The organism is Oceanococcus atlanticus, from assembly GCF_002088235.1.
GTDB lineage: Bacteria > Pseudomonadota > Gammaproteobacteria > Nevskiales > Oceanococcaceae > Oceanococcus > Oceanococcus atlanticus.
The window spans coordinates 613594-627447 of record NZ_AQQV01000002.1 but is presented as its reverse complement, the minus strand read 5'-3'; the positions used below and the strand labels follow the sequence as shown (position 1 = coordinate 627447).

At 62.5% G+C, this 13854-nt stretch carries 9 protein-coding genes; 6 read left to right on the top strand and 3 right to left on the bottom strand.

The window, feature by feature from the left end; translation table 11 throughout:
• Positions 1-258 precede the first annotated feature (258 nt).
• From ATO7_RS10000 to ATO7_RS09990, 3 genes are read left to right on the top strand one after another with little or no spacing between them, the layout of a single operon-like run.
• Complete coding sequence (locus tag ATO7_RS10000; protein WP_083561589.1) at positions 259-1845, top strand: peptide MFS transporter; 1587 nt, start codon at positions 259-261, stop codon at positions 1843-1845.
• The gene (locus ATO7_RS09995; protein WP_083561588.1) at positions 1842-3644 is read left to right on the top strand and encodes a M2 family metallopeptidase; all 1803 of its coding nucleotides are present in this window, start codon (positions 1842-1844) and stop codon (positions 3642-3644) included. Before ATO7_RS10000 ends, ATO7_RS09995 begins: the two co-directional genes overlap by 4 nt.
• Positions 3645-3653: 9 nt before the next feature.
• Positions 3654-4526, top strand: coding sequence for a TIGR01777 family oxidoreductase (locus ATO7_RS09990; protein ID WP_083561587.1), 873 nt, complete (start codon positions 3654-3656; stop codon positions 4524-4526).
• Here ATO7_RS09990 and ATO7_RS09985 read toward each other — a convergent pair.
• Entirely contained in the window at positions 4514-5509 is a 996-nt protein-coding gene (locus tag ATO7_RS09985) for an NAD(P)/FAD-dependent oxidoreductase (protein WP_146680273.1), read from the bottom strand. The genes ATO7_RS09990 and ATO7_RS09985 overlap by 13 nt on opposite strands.
• A gap of 29 nt (positions 5510-5538) precedes the next feature.
• On the opposite strand from ATO7_RS09985, the gene ATO7_RS09980 reads away from it, so the two are divergent.
• The 3 genes from ATO7_RS09980 to ATO7_RS09970 are packed head-to-tail and all read left to right on the top strand — an operon-like array spanning position 5539 to position 11161.
• Entirely contained in the window at positions 5539-6276 is a 738-nt protein-coding gene (locus ATO7_RS09980; RefSeq protein WP_083561585.1) for an SDR family NAD(P)-dependent oxidoreductase, read from the top strand.
• On the top strand, positions 6276-7802 hold the full coding sequence (locus ATO7_RS09975) for a cryptochrome/photolyase family protein (RefSeq protein ID WP_083561584.1): 1527 nt from the start codon (positions 6276-6278) through the stop codon (positions 7800-7802). The genes ATO7_RS09980 and ATO7_RS09975 overlap by 1 nt, the downstream gene beginning before the upstream one ends.
• Entirely contained in the window at positions 7799-11161 is a 3363-nt protein-coding gene (locus tag ATO7_RS09970; protein ID WP_083561583.1) for a hybrid sensor histidine kinase/response regulator, read from the top strand. The genes ATO7_RS09975 and ATO7_RS09970 overlap by 4 nt, the downstream gene beginning before the upstream one ends.
• Here the strand turns inward: ATO7_RS09970 and ATO7_RS09965 are convergent.
• Together ATO7_RS09965 and acs are read right to left on the bottom strand one after the other, a co-directional pair.
• Positions 11147-11809, bottom strand: coding sequence for a response regulator (locus ATO7_RS09965; RefSeq protein ID WP_083561582.1), 663 nt, complete (start codon positions 11807-11809; stop codon positions 11147-11149). The two genes, ATO7_RS09970 and ATO7_RS09965, sit on opposite strands and share 15 nt — an antisense overlap.
• On the bottom strand, positions 11806-13761 hold the full coding sequence (gene acs / locus ATO7_RS09960) for an acetate--CoA ligase (protein ID WP_083561581.1): 1956 nt from the start codon (positions 13759-13761) through the stop codon (positions 11806-11808). Before acs ends, ATO7_RS09965 begins: the two co-directional genes overlap by 4 nt.
• Positions 13762-13854 lie beyond the last annotated feature (93 nt).

The following is a 13854-nucleotide window of genomic DNA, read 5'->3' as shown; positions in this document are numbered from 1 at the left end:
GGCCACGATCCGGGTTTCGAGCACCCGCCGAGGTGTGTTTGGGGGAGATCCGGGACCACGAGTACCCGGTTGGGGCCACAAGTGCTGATCGCAACTTGTGGCCTTTTTTATTGCGCGACGTTTGCGCAAAAACTTCCGTGCAGTTGTGTTTAATGCCTTGTTCGTGCGCGCGGGCGATGGCTATACTCGGACGCTGATCAAACCCGGACGGTACAGGCCATCGCATTGGGGGAGGGCGACGTCCGGCGTGAGGAAAACATGTCCACCACGACACCAGACCGCGCCTTCTTCGGGCATCCCCGGGGCCTGCTTATCTGTTTCGCGACCGAATTGTGGGAGCGCTTCTCGTTCTACGGCATGAAGTATCTGCTTCTGCTGTACCTGACCAAATACCACTTGTTCACCGATGAGATGGGCCTTGGCGTCCTCGCCTCCTACGCGGCCCTGGCCTACGCCCTGCCGGTGATCGGCGGGATGCTGGCCGACCGCTATCTGGGCATGCGCAAGGCCGTTACTTTCGGGGCCATACTGTTGTGTCTGGGCCATCTGGGGATGGCCGTGGAAGGGCACCAGGCGTCGGTCATCGACGGCCAGATCGTGCGTGATACCGCGGCCCTGCAGGTGTTCTACTTTTCGCTGGCCTTGATTTCCGTCGGCGTGTGTTTTCTCAAGCCCAATATCTCGACCATCGTCGGGCGTCTGTATGCCGATGGCGACCCACGCCGTGATGCCGGGTTCACGATTTTCTACATGGGCATCAATATCGGCGCCTTCACCGCGACCTTGCTGTGCGGCTACCTAGGGGAGACCTACGGCTGGTCATGGGGCTTCGGCGCCGCCGGCGTGGGCATGGTGTTGGGGTTGATCACCTTCCTTGGCGGACAGAAGTACCTGCACGGGCACGCCGAGCCGCACGATCCGAAGATGCTGGCCGAGAAAGTATTCGGGCCGTTGTCGCGCGAATGGCTGATCTACCTCGGGGCTGTCGGTTCGCTGTTCGTGGTGTGGCAGATGCTGCAGTACGAAGCGGTGGTCCACTGGACCCTCAATCTGCTTTCGCTCAGCGTGCTGGTGTGGCTGGCTTGGTTCCTCAGTACGCGCTGCAATGCCGAGGAGCGGGGGCGCATGATCGTGCTGGCCACCTTGACCATCTTCACCGTGGTGTTCTGGGCGCTGTTCGAGCAATCAGCGGCCAGCATGACCCTGTTCGCTGATCGTGTGCTGGACCGCAGCGCCTTTGGTGTCGAGTTCACCGCGGCGCAGCTGGGTGCACTCAACGCCATGTTCATCTTCATGCTGGCGCCGTTTTTCGCCTGGTTGTGGCAGAGCCTGGGGCGGCGCCGTCTGGACCCCAGTCCGCCGATGAAATTCGTGCTTGGGATTGCCCAGGCCGGGCTCGGCTTCGGGGCGCTGGTGATGGGTTCATCAATGCCGGATGAGGCGGGCAAGGTGGCCCTGATCTGGTTTGTGCTGGCCTATCTGCTGCACACCACGGGCGAGCTGTGTCTGTCGCCGGTGGGCTTGTCGGCGGTGACCAAGCTGGCGGTGCCGAGCGTGGTTGGGGTGATGATGGGCGCGTGGTTTCTGGCCACCGCATATTCCGAGTTCATCGCCGCGCAGATTTCCAAGCTGGCGGCCATCGACATGCACGATGGCGAGGTGCTGAATATTGATGCGGCGCGCGAGGTCTACGCGACCCTGTTCGACAAGTTGCTGTGGGTTGGCTTGGGGACTGCGGTTGTCCTGCTGCTGCTGACGCCGCTGCTCAAGAAGTTGATGGGGCACGCCGCGGACATTGATCCGGATGCGATCGGTGAGGAACTGGCTCAGGAGACCAATCGATGAATATCAGGCATGTGGGTGTGGTGTCGCTGCTTGCGCTGAGCGGCTGCGCGAGCTGGATGGAACTGGGCGGCGGGCGTGAGAGTGCCAGCGCCTTTCTTGAGCGCTTCGACGTTGAGGCGCGCGACGTCAGCATAGAAGCGGCGCGGGCCGCCTGGGTGCAGTCCACGTTCATCACCGAGGACACTCAGATTCTGGCGGCCAAAGCCATGGAGCGCGCGCTGGCCTATTTGTCCGAGCAGGCGCGGTTGGCGCGAGCTTATGACCCGCAGAGCGAGGATGCACGCACTGCGCGTTTGCTCAAGCTGCTGCAACTGAGTTCCGGCGTGCCCAGCGACCCGGCTCAGCTGGCCGAGCTGACCCAGCTGGGCGCGCGTCTGGAAGCGGCGTATGGCGCCGGTCGCTATTGTCCGCCCGGTGAGGATGAGGCGGCCTGTCTGGATCTGGAAGCGCTGGAAGACATCATCCGCAGCAGCCGTGAGCCGGATCAGCTGCTGATGGCCTGGGAAGGCTGGCGCAGTGTTGCTCCGGCCATGCAGCAGGATTACGTGCGCTTCGCCGAATTGCAGAACATCGGTGCGCGCGATCTGGGGTATGCCGATGCCGGCGCTCTGTGGCGGGCCGGTTACGACATGCCGGCGGATCAGTTCAGCGCCGAAGTCGAGCGCCTGTGGGCGCAGGTCCAGCCGCTTTACGAGGCGTTGCATTGTCATGTGAGAGCCGAGCTGGGTGAGCAATATGGTCAGACCTCCGTCCCCCAGCAGCAGCCCATACCGGCGCATCTGCTGGGCAATATGTGGGCCCAGCAATGGGGTGAGCTGTACCCGCGCATGGAGCCGTATCCGGGCGTATCGGATCTGGATGTAACGGCCGCGCTCAAAGCCCAGAACTATGACGCCAAGCGTATGGTCAAGCAGGCCGAGGCGTTCTACACCAGCATCGGCTTCCCGGCCCTGCCGCAGAGCTTCTATGAGAAGTCCATGCTGACCAAGCCGCGCGATCGTGATGTGGTATGCCACGCCAGCGCCTGGGACATCGATTATCAGGGCGACGTGCGCATCAAGATGTGCATCGTGCCGGACGAAGAACAGCTCATGACCATCTATCACGAGCTGGGGCATATCTATTACGACCTCGCCTACAACCCGCAGCCGGTGCTGTTCCAGTCGGGTGCGCATGACGGCTTCCATGAAGCGGTTGGCGACACCATGATGCTGGCCATGACGCCGCGCTATCTGAGTTCGGTGGGTCTGGCCCCTGAGCCGTCGCAGAGTCATGAGGCGGTGATCAACCAGCAGTTCAAGATGGCGCTCGACAAGGTTGCTTTCCTGCCTTTCGGATTGCTCGTCGACAAATGGCGCTGGCAGGTGTTCTCGGGTGAGGTCGGGCCGCAGGATTACAACCGCGCCTGGTGGGATCTGAAGTACAAGTACCAGGGAGTGGTGCCGCCCAAGCCGCGTCCGGAGGACGCCTTCGATCCGGGGGCGAAATACCACATTCCGGGCAACACGCCGTACATGCGTTATTTCCTCGCGCACATTCTGCAGTTCCAGTTTTACCAGGCCATGTGCGATGCCGCCGGACACCAGGGCGCGCTGCATGAATGCAGCTTTGCCGGCAGTGAAGAGGCGGGTGCGCGCCTGTGGGCCATGCTGCAGTCGGGCCAGAGTCAGCCGTGGCAGGAGGCGCTGTTCGAGCTGACCGGCACCCGCAGCATGGACGCATCAGCCCTGCTGGAGTATTTCCAGCCATTGACGGCGTGGCTGGCCGAGCAGAACCAGAACCGCAGTTGCGGCTGGTAGCGGGCTGACATGAACATCCTGCTCACCGGTGCCACCGGGTTCATAGGCCAGGCCCTGCTGGCCCGACTTCAGGCCCATCGGGTGTGGTGTCTGGTGCGTGGTCCGGCGACCCTGCCGGCGCATGCACGGGCGATCCACGATGTCGCGCAGATTGATCAACCGCTTGATGCGGTGATCAATCTGGCCGGTGAGAATATCGGTGCGCGGCGCTGGTCGGCGGCGCGCAAGCAGGCCCTGCGTGATTCACGCATCGCGCTGACCCAGGCGCTGGGTCAGGCCCTGCAGGCCAGTGGTCAGCGTCCGGCGCACTGGATTAATGCCTCTGCCGTGGGGTTCTACGGCGATGCGCCGGGGCGTGTACTCGATGAGCGCAGCCCGGCCGGTGACGATTTTGCCGCGCATCTTTGTGCCGACTGGGAAGACAGCGCAAGGCGGGCCGCCGGTGAGGCCCGGCTGGTGATTGTGCGGCTGGGCGTGGTCATCGGTGATGGTGGCATGCTGGATAAACTGCGCTGGCCGTTCCGTCTGGGCCTGGGTGCGGTGATGGGGCCAGGACCACAGCATATGCCGTGGGTGGCGCTGGATGATGCCGTCGCGGCGATTGTGCAGACCCTGGAACAAAGCCAGTTTCAGGGTGTTTACAATCTGGTCGCCCCCGAGGCCGTCAGTCAGCGCGCCTTTGCCCAGGCGCTGGGGCGGGCGGTTCATCGGCCTGTGTTGTGGCGTTTTCCGCGGCCGCTGCTGCGGATCATGATGGGCGAGATGGCCGATCTGGTGCTGGTTGATCAGCAGGTTCGCCCCGCACGCTTGCTGGATGCCGGTTTCGCCTTTCGCTATCCGCGGGTGGATGCTGCGCTCGAGGCTGCGTTTCACCCCGCATAAAGCGCGCGCGCAGCGGCCTGGCCTGACAGCCAGGCACCTTCGACCCGCCCACCGTGCATCCAGTCGCCGGCGATGGCCAGCTGCTGCGCCAGCAGCATGCTAGGGGTGTCGTGAATCTGGGCCTGGGCCGGGCGGGCGTAGCGCCACAAATGCTGATGCACAGGGGTGAAGGCGTGCGCCGGCAGGCCGCAGACGCTGGCAAATCTGTCGGTCAAGTCTTGCGCCGCCTGCTCAGGATCGACGATGCCGTGGCTGAACTGGGCATCGGCATGCAGCGTCCACAGCCCCCGCGCCGGGGCGCGCTCAAGTTTGCTCAGACTGTTGGCGGCCCAGCCGATGCCGCTGGTGTTGCGGCCGCCGAACAAGGCGTCAAAGTCGAGTGCGTGTTCACAGCTCAGCAGCACGGCCAGGCAAGCCTGCATCTCCACAGCCGGTAGCGCGGTGGCCAGCGTGGCCGGCAGCAGGTCGCGGGCTTGCGCCGGTGGCGCGGTGACCAGCAGGCGTCGGCATTGCCACTGCCGCGCCTGGTCATCCTCAAGCTGCCAGCCTTGTGCGCTGGGGCGGGCGCTGAGCACCCGCGTTCCGAGCAGCATTTCAATGCTTTGGTTGTGCTCGGCGATCACCTGGCGCACGAAACGGTTGAGCCCCAGCGGGGAAACCCAGCGAGTCTGTTGATCCGGGCTGGGCTGCGGCACGGCCTGCTCATCGAGGCAGGCGATGCGCGGTGACCAGTTGTGCAGCCATCCCTGCGCCCGCCAGCGCTCAAGCGGCTGGCGCAGGGCTGCGGAGCGGGCGGTGAAGTACTGCGCACCGCTGTCCAGCCAGGGCGACTGAGGATCGCGGCTGAGCCGGCGCGTGGCGCAGCGCCCGCCGGCCGAGCGAGCCTTGTCGATGAGCGCGATGCGCAGGCCGCGCCCGGCGAGTGTGTCGAGGGCCGAGGCGGCGGCCACGCCGGCGCCAATGATGATGAGGTCGAAGTCCATGAGGCAGCGGGTTTGGTTATAGTCGAACAATGGATCAGCCGACGTCGCTCTTCAATCCTGCGCAGCACACGCTTCACCTGGTGGTGGGCTCAAGCGGTGGTATCGGCGCGGCATTGACACAACAGCTGAGCGCGCTGGGTCATACGCTGATTACGACCAGTCGGCGCGGATCGGATGCAGATCTGCAGCTAGATTTCGAAGATGACGCCAGCGTGGCCGCTTTCGGTCCCGCGCTGGCATCGCGTCTGGACGGGGCTGCCTTGCGCAGCGTGTTCATTTGCAGCGGCTTGCTGCATGCCATTGGGGTGCGGCCAGAGCGTCGCATCGAAGCGCTCAAGGCCGATGCCTACACACGGGTCATGCGCGTCAATGCCCTAGGGCCGCTGTGTCTGATGGGCCAGCTCAAAGCCCTGCTCGCACGTGATGGGCCCAGCCAGGTTTCAGCGGTCTCTGCCCGGGTTGGCAGCATTGCGGATAACCGCCTCGGTGGCTGGTACAGCTACCGCTGCGCCAAGGCGGCGTTGAACATGGGTTTCAAGACCCTGGCGGTGGAATTGCAGCGCACCCATCCGGCGTGTGCCTTGACCCTGTTTCACCCGGGCACCACCGACACGGCGCTGTCTGCGCCTTTCCAGCGTGGGGTGGCGCCGCACAAACTGTTCAGCACGGCGCGTGCGGCGGATCAGTTCGTCGAGGTGGTGCGGCGTCGTGAGACGGAACCAGGTTTGCAGTTTCTGGCCTGGGACGGCCAGCCGGTGGCCTGGTGATGCGGCGTCTGTATGTGGTTCTGGGCGACCAGCTTGATCTGGAGTCGGTCTTGGATGAGGCCTTTGATCCCGCCCAGGATGCCCTGTGGATGGCGGAGTCCGAAGAAGAGGCGCGGCGAACCTGGTCGCACAAAGCCCGCATCGTATATTTCATCGCTGCCATGCGTCACTTTCGTGAGGCCCTGCGCCAGCGCGGCATGCCGCTGCACTATCGCCAGGCCGATTACGCGACTGAGTCATCCAGTCTGGCAGCCTTGCTGGCTGCCGATATTCAGCGTTTGAAACCGCAGCAGGTGGTTCTGATGCGTCCTGGTGACTGGCATGTGCGCGAGACTTTGCGGGCCGCCATTGAGGCCTGTGCGGCGGCTTGCATCGAGCGCGAAGATCCCCACTTCATGACCACGCCGGAGCAGTTCGCGGACTGGGCGCAGGGGCGCAAGAGCCTGCGCATGGAGTATTTCTACCGTGAACTGCGGCGTAAGCACGCGCTACTCATCGATGCCGATGGCCAGCCCGAGGGTGGGCGCTGGAACTTCGATGCCGATAACCGCGCGGCTTTCGGTGCCGACGGGCCCGGCTGGGTCCCCGAACCCGAGACCTTTGAGCCGGATGCCATCACCCGTGAGGTGATTGCGGAGATCGAAGCGCACTACGCCGATCATCCGGGCAGCACCGCACATTTTGACTGGCCGGTGACGCGCGATCAGGCCTTGCAGGCGCTGGAGGACTTTGTCGATCAGCGGCTGGCCAGTTTTGGTCACTTCCAGGACGCCATGTGGCTGGGCCAGCCGTATCTGTATCACAGCCGTTTGTCCGCCGCGCTCAACCTGCATCTGCTCAATCCGCGTGAGGTCATCGAAGCCGCGCTGGCCAGCCCGGCGCGCCATCAAAGCCTGGCGGCGGTGGAGGGTTTTGTGCGCCAGATTCTGGGTTGGCGCGAGTATGTGCGCGGCCTTTACTGGTTGCGTATGCCGGGCTGGCTTGAGGAAAACAGCCTGCAGGCCGAGCAGCCCTTGCCGAGCTTTTACTGGAACGGCGAAACCGACATGGCCTGCCTGGCCGATGCGCTGGGCCAGACTCTGAAGTTTGGCTATGCGCACCATATCCAGCGCCTGATGGTGACCGGGCTGTACGCATTGCTGCTGGGGGTCCGGCCGCACGAGGTTCACGCCTGGTATCACGCCGTCTATGTCGATGCGGTTGAGTGGGTGGAGCTGCCCAACACCCTGGGCATGAGCCAGTTTGTTGATGGTGGTGTGCTTGCCAGCAAGCCCTACGTGGCCAGTGGAGCTTACATTTCACGCATGAGCAACGCCTGCCGTGAATGCCGCTTCGATCCGCGACTGGCCGAGGGCGAATCAGCGTGCCCGATCACCACGTTGTACTGGGATTTTCTTGATCGCCATCAGGCCCGTTTCGAGAACCACCCGCGCATGCGCATGCAACTGCGCAATCTGGCGCGCAAGGATGTATCCGAGCGGCAACGTATCCGCGCGCAGGCGCAGCAACTCAGAGACAGCGTATGAGTGCCGGCATTCTGATCCTGGTGGTGGTGGCCTATGTGCTGGTGCTGTTCTCCATCGGACGCTACGGCGAACGCTCTGCGGTGCATCGCAGGGTGGCCAGCCAGCCGCTGATCTGGAGCATGGCGCTGGCCGTGTACTGCACGTCCTGGACCTACTACGGGGCGGTGGGGCGTGCGGCCAGCTCGGTGTGGTCGTACCTGCCGATCTATCTGGGGCCTGCGCTGGTTTTCCTGTTCGGTTATCCGGCACTGCGCCGTATGATCGAATTGGCCAAACAACAACGCCTTACGTCGGCGGCCGACTTTGTCGCCGCGCGCCACGGACGGGCGCCACGCATTGCCGTGCTGATAACCCTGATTTCGGTGCTCGCGGTGTTGCCCTATATCGCTTTGCAGCTCAAGGCCATCAACGAGACCTTTCTTGTTCTGGTTGAGCCACAGAGCGCATTGGGCTGGGACATCGCGCTGCTGACTGCAATAGGCTTGGGCGGTTTTGCCATACTGTTCGGAACACGCCATATCAGCGCTAGCGAAAGTCATCGCGGGCTGACCTTGGCCATCGCGTTCGAGTCGGTGTTCAAGCTTTTGGTGCTGGTGCTGATCTGTGCCATTGCGGTCGCTCATGCGCCCGAGTTGAGTGTGCGCCCGGCTCTGCAAAGGCTGCAGGATGATCCACCTGATCTGGCCACATTCTGGGTCCAGACTGTGCTCGCAGCGCTGGCCATTTTCTGCTTACCTCGCCAGTTCCACATCACCGTGGTGGAAAACACCGATACCCGTGATCTGGATCGGGCACGCTGGTACTTCCCCCTCTACCTGCTGCTGATAAGTGTGCTGGTGTTGCCGCTGTCGCAACTTGGTCTGGCGGTGTTGCCGGCCGACGTCAACGCCGACACCTACGTGCTACGGTTGCCTTTGTGGTTAGACAGCGATGGTTTGGCGGTTTTGGCCTACCTGGGCGGCTTTTCCGCCGCCACTGCGATGATCGTGGTGTCATCGATTGCGTTGAGCATCATGGTCAGCAATGAGGTGGTGATGCCGGCCTTGTTGCGCAGCGGGCGCTTGAGCGAGCGCGATGATCTGGGCAGGGTGCTGAAACTGACCCGGCGTTTGTCGATCGTGCTGGTCCTTACGCTGGCTTACGTGGTCTACCGTTTTCTAGCACAGGCTTCATCCCTGGCGGCCATCGGTCTGATTGCTTTCGTTGGGATCGCGCAGCTGGCGCCTTCCTTGCTGGGTGCAATGTACTGGAGTCGGGCCAATCGTGCCGGAGCCTTCTGGGGCATGATCGTGGGCAGTGCGTTGTGGGTTTATACCTTGTTGTTACCCGCAATGAGCTTCGGTGCAGGATGGATCGACAACGGTCCACTGGGACTGACCGCCCTGGCGCCTCAGGCGCTGTTCGGGCTGGTTGGTCTTGATCCTGTTGTGCACGCCGCAGTGATCAGTCTGAGCGCCAATCTGGCGGTCTATATCGTGTTTTCGCTGTTCACTGAAACGCCGCTGCAGGAGCGTCTGGATGCCGCCCGCTTTATCAGTGCCACCGCCCATCGCCGGACCCGCAGTGCGTCGGTTGCCGATCTGATTCTCCTGCTCGAACGGTTTTACGGAGCCGAGCGTGCCAATGCTCTGATCGCAGATTTTGAACGCAACAGCGACCACGTTATTGATCGCCACGCGGCGCATGCCCCGGACGCACTGGCCGAGCATGTCGAGCGTTTGCTGGCCGGAGCCATGGGCGGGGCCACGGCAACCGCGTTGATGGATGCCATGCTGGGCGCGCGCACCGCGCCGGTCAGCGAACTGGCTCAGGTACTGGATCAGACCTCGCGCCTGTTGCAGTTCAATCGCGAGCTGTTGCAGTCGGCCTTGGACAATCTTACGCAGGCGGTCAGTGTGGTCGATGCCAATCAACGATTGGTGGCCTGGAACCGTGGTTACCAGCAACTGTTTGCCCTGCCGGATTCCTTGCTCAAAATTGGTGAGCCGATCGAAAGTATTCTGCGTTTCAACGCCCAGCGTGGCCTGCTGGGCGAGGGCGATGCAGATCAGCAGGTGGCGCGTCGGCTGGAGCATCTGCGTCAGCAATCAGCGCATCGCAGCGAGCGGGTTTTACCCGATGGCCGGGTGCTTGATGTGCAGGGCCAGCCGATGCCTGGCGGCGGCTTCGTGACCAGCTTTGCCGACATCACCGATCTTAAGCGGGCCAATGTTGTGCTGGAGCGTCGTGTCGCCCAGCGCACCCGTGAATTGCAAGCCGCTCAAGCCGAGGCCGAGCGGGCCAATTTGTCCAAAACGCGTTTTCTGGCCGCGGCCAGTCATGACTTGATGCAGCCACTCAACGCGGCGCGTCTGTTTGCTACGGCGGCCTCAACCCGCGGGGACGGCGCCAATGTCGGTGAGCTGGTGACCGGCATCGAACAGTCGCTGGAGTCGATGGAAGCACTGCTTGGCAGTTTGCTGGATATTTCCAAACTGGATGCCGGTGTGCTTGATACCCACCCGGAAAATTTGCCACTCGCGGATGTGTTCAATGCGCTGGCCACCGAGTTCAGCCTGCAAATGCAGCGCAAAGGCATTGAGTTGCGAGTGCAGCCCACCCGCATCTGGGTTCGCTCTGATCCGGCTTTGCTCAAGCGGGTGTTGCAGAACTTCATGAGCAACGCCATGCGCTACACACGCGCTGGTCGGGTTGTGCTTGGGGTGCGCCGGCTGGGCGGCGATGAGGTACGTATTGAGGTGCTGGATACCGGTCCGGGTATCGACAGCAAGGACCACGAGCGCATATTCGGTGAATTTCAGCGGCTGGGGCGTGCCGAGAATCACGGCTTCGGCCTGGGTTTGGCGATCTGTCAGCGCATTGCCCGGCTGCTGGAGCACCGCTTGTCTTTGCGCTCCGTGCCTGGCCGCGGCAGTGCATTCTGTATCAGCCTGACACGTGCCCAGCCAGGCCAGCCACGTGCGCCGGTCGCGGCCAAATTGGCAGGGCGGCGTAATTTTTCAGGTTTGCGTGTGCTGGTTGTGGAAAATGATCCCGGTGTACTTAAGGCAACCGAAGCCTTGCTCAGCCAGTGGGGCTGTGAGGTGCTGATTGCGTCGGATGTCTCGCAGGCCTTGGCTCAGGCGCAGCGTGCTCAATTGGTGATCATGGATTTTCATCTGGATGACGACCTGCTCGGCAGCACCGTCATTCGCCGCATCAACGCCGAACGCATGGCCCCGTTGCCAGCGATTCTGGTCACCGCCGATCACAGCGGAGATGCCGATGCAGCGGCGGCTGAACTGGACTGCCCGGTGCTTAAGAAGCCTTTGAAACCGGCGGCCCTGCGGGCCCTGATTTCACGCTTAAGACTGGTCTGAATCTGCTGGATTAAGGGCCGCGTCGTCGACATCAAGTTGCTGCGCGATCAGTGCAGCTTGGGTTCGACTGAAGATGCCCAGCTTGCGCATGATCGCTGTCATATGAGCTTTGACCGTGGCTTCGGAAACCTTCAGTTCGTAGGCGATCTGCTTGTTGAGCAAGCCGTCGGCGAGCATCATCAAGACCCGAAATTGCTGCGGTGTGAGGCTTTCCAGCTTGGCCGCCAGTGCGTTGTCGTCCTGATTTTCCTCGGTGTTGTCCGGAAACACGGTGTCGCCGGCCAGCACGTTGCGGATCGCCTGTCCAATGGCGTCCAGTGGTGCAGACTTGGACAGAAAACCGGCCGCGCCAAAGCTCATGGCGCGGCGAATCACTGCAGTGTCATCGGCGGCGGAGATTACGATGACAGGAATCGCCGGATGATGGCTACGTAAATGCACCAGTGAGGAGAAACCTCTGGCACCCGGCATTTTCAGATCCAGAAGGACCAGATCGGCGTCCTGCTGCTCGGCGGCCAGCGTCTCCAGCTGGCCCATGTTCTCAGCCTGGTGAATGCGAACCCCGTCCAAATTCTGCTCTACCGCCTGGGTCAGCGCGGCGCGAAACAGCGGATGATCATCCGCAATCAGGACGGTGGTCTCACTCATGCAGCCATCACGTTCTTGTGCTCTGAGATCAGATTATCGACTACACCCGGATCCGCCAAGGTGGAGGTGTCGCCCAAGGCGGCGTATTCGCCTTCGGCGATCTTGCGCAAAATGCGGCGCATGATCTTGCCTGAGCGGGTTTTGGGAAGTCCGGGCGCCCACTGGATGATATCGGGGCAGGCGATGGCGCCGATTTCGTCGCGCACCCATTGGCGCAGTTCCGCGCGCAGCGCTTCGCTGGGTTGCTCGCCGACATTCAGGGTCACATACACATGGATGCCCTGGCCTTTGATGTCGTGCGGACAGCCGACCACTGCAGCCTCGGCCACCTTGCTATGGGCGACCAGGGCCGATTCGATCTCGGCTGTGCCCAAGCGGTGCCCGGACACGTTTAGCACATCGTCCACACGCCCGGTGATCCAGTAGTAGCCATCCTCGTCTCGGCGTGCACCGTCGCCGCTGAAGTACATGCCGTCGTAAGTCGAGAAATAGGTCTGCTCGAAACGCTCATGGTCTCCGTAGACCGTTCGCATCTGTCCTGGCCAGGAATCAAGCAGGACCAGATTGCCCTCGGCTGCACCGTCCAGGATCTGGCCGTCATTGTCGACCAGAGCGGGTTGTACGCCGAAAAATGGCCGGGTTGCCGAGCCCGGCTTGAGCGCCGTGGCACCTGGCAGCGGCGTGATCAGAATGCCGCCGGTCTCGGTTTGCCACCAGGTATCGACGATCGGGCAGCGGCTGTCACCGACCACCGTGTGGTACCAGTTCCACGCTTCAGGGTTGATGGGTTCGCCAACACTGCCCAGCAGGCGCAAGCTTGAACGGTCGGTGCGTTTGACCGGGTCATCGCCTTCACGCATGAGTGCACGAATGGCGGTGGGCGCGGTGTAACAGATATTGACCTGGTGCTTGTCCACCACCTGCCAGAACCGACTGGCATCCGGGTAGGTGGGCACGCCTTCAAACATCAAAGTGGTGGCGCCGTTGGCCAGCGGGCCGTAGACGATATAGCTGTGGCCGGTGACCCAGCCGACGTCCGCGGTGCACCAGTAGATGTCGCCGTCGTGGTAGTCGAAGACATGCTGGTGTGTCATGGCCGCGTAGACCAGATAGCCACCCGAGGTGTGCAGCACACCTTTGGGCTTGCCGGTTGAGCCGGAGGTGTAGAGCACGAACAGCGGATCTTCGGCGTTCATGGGTTCGGCCGGGCAGTCGCTGCTTTGCGCGGCGGTCAGCTTGTCGTAGTCGATGTCCCGGTTGTCTGCCCAGTCGATATCTGCGCCGGTGTTGCGGACTACGATCACACTGTGAATGCTGCCCGTGCCGTCTAGGTTCAGGGCTGCGTCGACATTGGCCTTGAGCGGAACGGTCTTGCCACCGCGTATGCCCTCGTCAGCGGTGATGACGGCGACGGATTGACCGTCTTCAATACGGTTCGCCAGTGCATCGGGTGAGAACCCTCCAAACACCACGGAATGCACGGCACCGATGCGGGCGCAGGCCAGCATGGCCACCGTGGCTTCGGGGATCATGGGCATGTAAATGGTGACGATGTCGCCCTTACGGATGCCGCGGGCTTTGAGTCCGTTGGCCAGGCGGCAGACCTGAGCGTGCAGCTCGCGGTAACTGATGTGGGTGCTTTTCTCCGGATCGTCCCCCTCCCAGATGATGGCGGTCTGCTCTGCACGTGTTTCGAGATGACGATCCAGACAGTTTGCGGCGACGTTGAGCTGGCCGTCTTCGTACCAGCGTATGGAGACCGCACCCTTGTCGAAGCAGGTGTTTTTGACCTTGCTGTAAGGGCGTATCCAGTCCAGGCGCTTGCCTTGTTCAGCCCAGAAGCTTTGCGGGTCCTCGATCGACTGGGCATAAAGCGCTTCATAGCCATCAGCATCCGTCCAGGCGCGCTGGGCAAAATCATCAGGAACCGGGTGTGCTGTATTCGTGGTCATGGGTCTCGCTCCGTGAATCGTGTAGCCGCACTCTAGGAGAGGCGTGCACACCGCGCTATCCGACATTGGTCGAGGGTGGGCGTTAACCTTGCG

What these genes read in the sequence shown, in the direction of transcription:
- ATO7_RS09975 (WP_083561584.1), top strand. Translation starts at nt 6,276, where the DNA reads ATGCGGCGTCTGTATGTGGTTCTGGGCGACCAGCTTGATCTGGAGTCG.
- acs (WP_083561581.1), bottom strand. Translation starts at nt 13,761, where the DNA reads ATGACCACGAATACAGCACACCCGGTTCCTGATGATTTTGCCCAGCGC.
- ATO7_RS09970 (WP_083561583.1), top strand. Translation starts at nt 7,799, where the DNA reads ATGAGTGCCGGCATTCTGATCCTGGTGGTGGTGGCCTATGTGCTGGTG.
- ATO7_RS09995 (WP_083561588.1), top strand. Translation starts at nt 1,842, where the DNA reads ATGAATATCAGGCATGTGGGTGTGGTGTCGCTGCTTGCGCTGAGCGGC.
- ATO7_RS10000 (WP_083561589.1), top strand. Translation starts at nt 259, where the DNA reads ATGTCCACCACGACACCAGACCGCGCCTTCTTCGGGCATCCCCGGGGC.
- ATO7_RS09965 (WP_083561582.1), bottom strand. Translation starts at nt 11,809, where the DNA reads ATGAGTGAGACCACCGTCCTGATTGCGGATGATCATCCGCTGTTTCGC.
- ATO7_RS09985 (WP_146680273.1), bottom strand. Translation starts at nt 5,509, where the DNA reads ATGGACTTCGACCTCATCATCATTGGCGCCGGCGTGGCCGCCGCCTCG.
- ATO7_RS09980 (WP_083561585.1), top strand. Translation starts at nt 5,539, where the DNA reads ATGGATCAGCCGACGTCGCTCTTCAATCCTGCGCAGCACACGCTTCAC.
- ATO7_RS09990 (WP_083561587.1), top strand. Translation starts at nt 3,654, where the DNA reads ATGAACATCCTGCTCACCGGTGCCACCGGGTTCATAGGCCAGGCCCTG.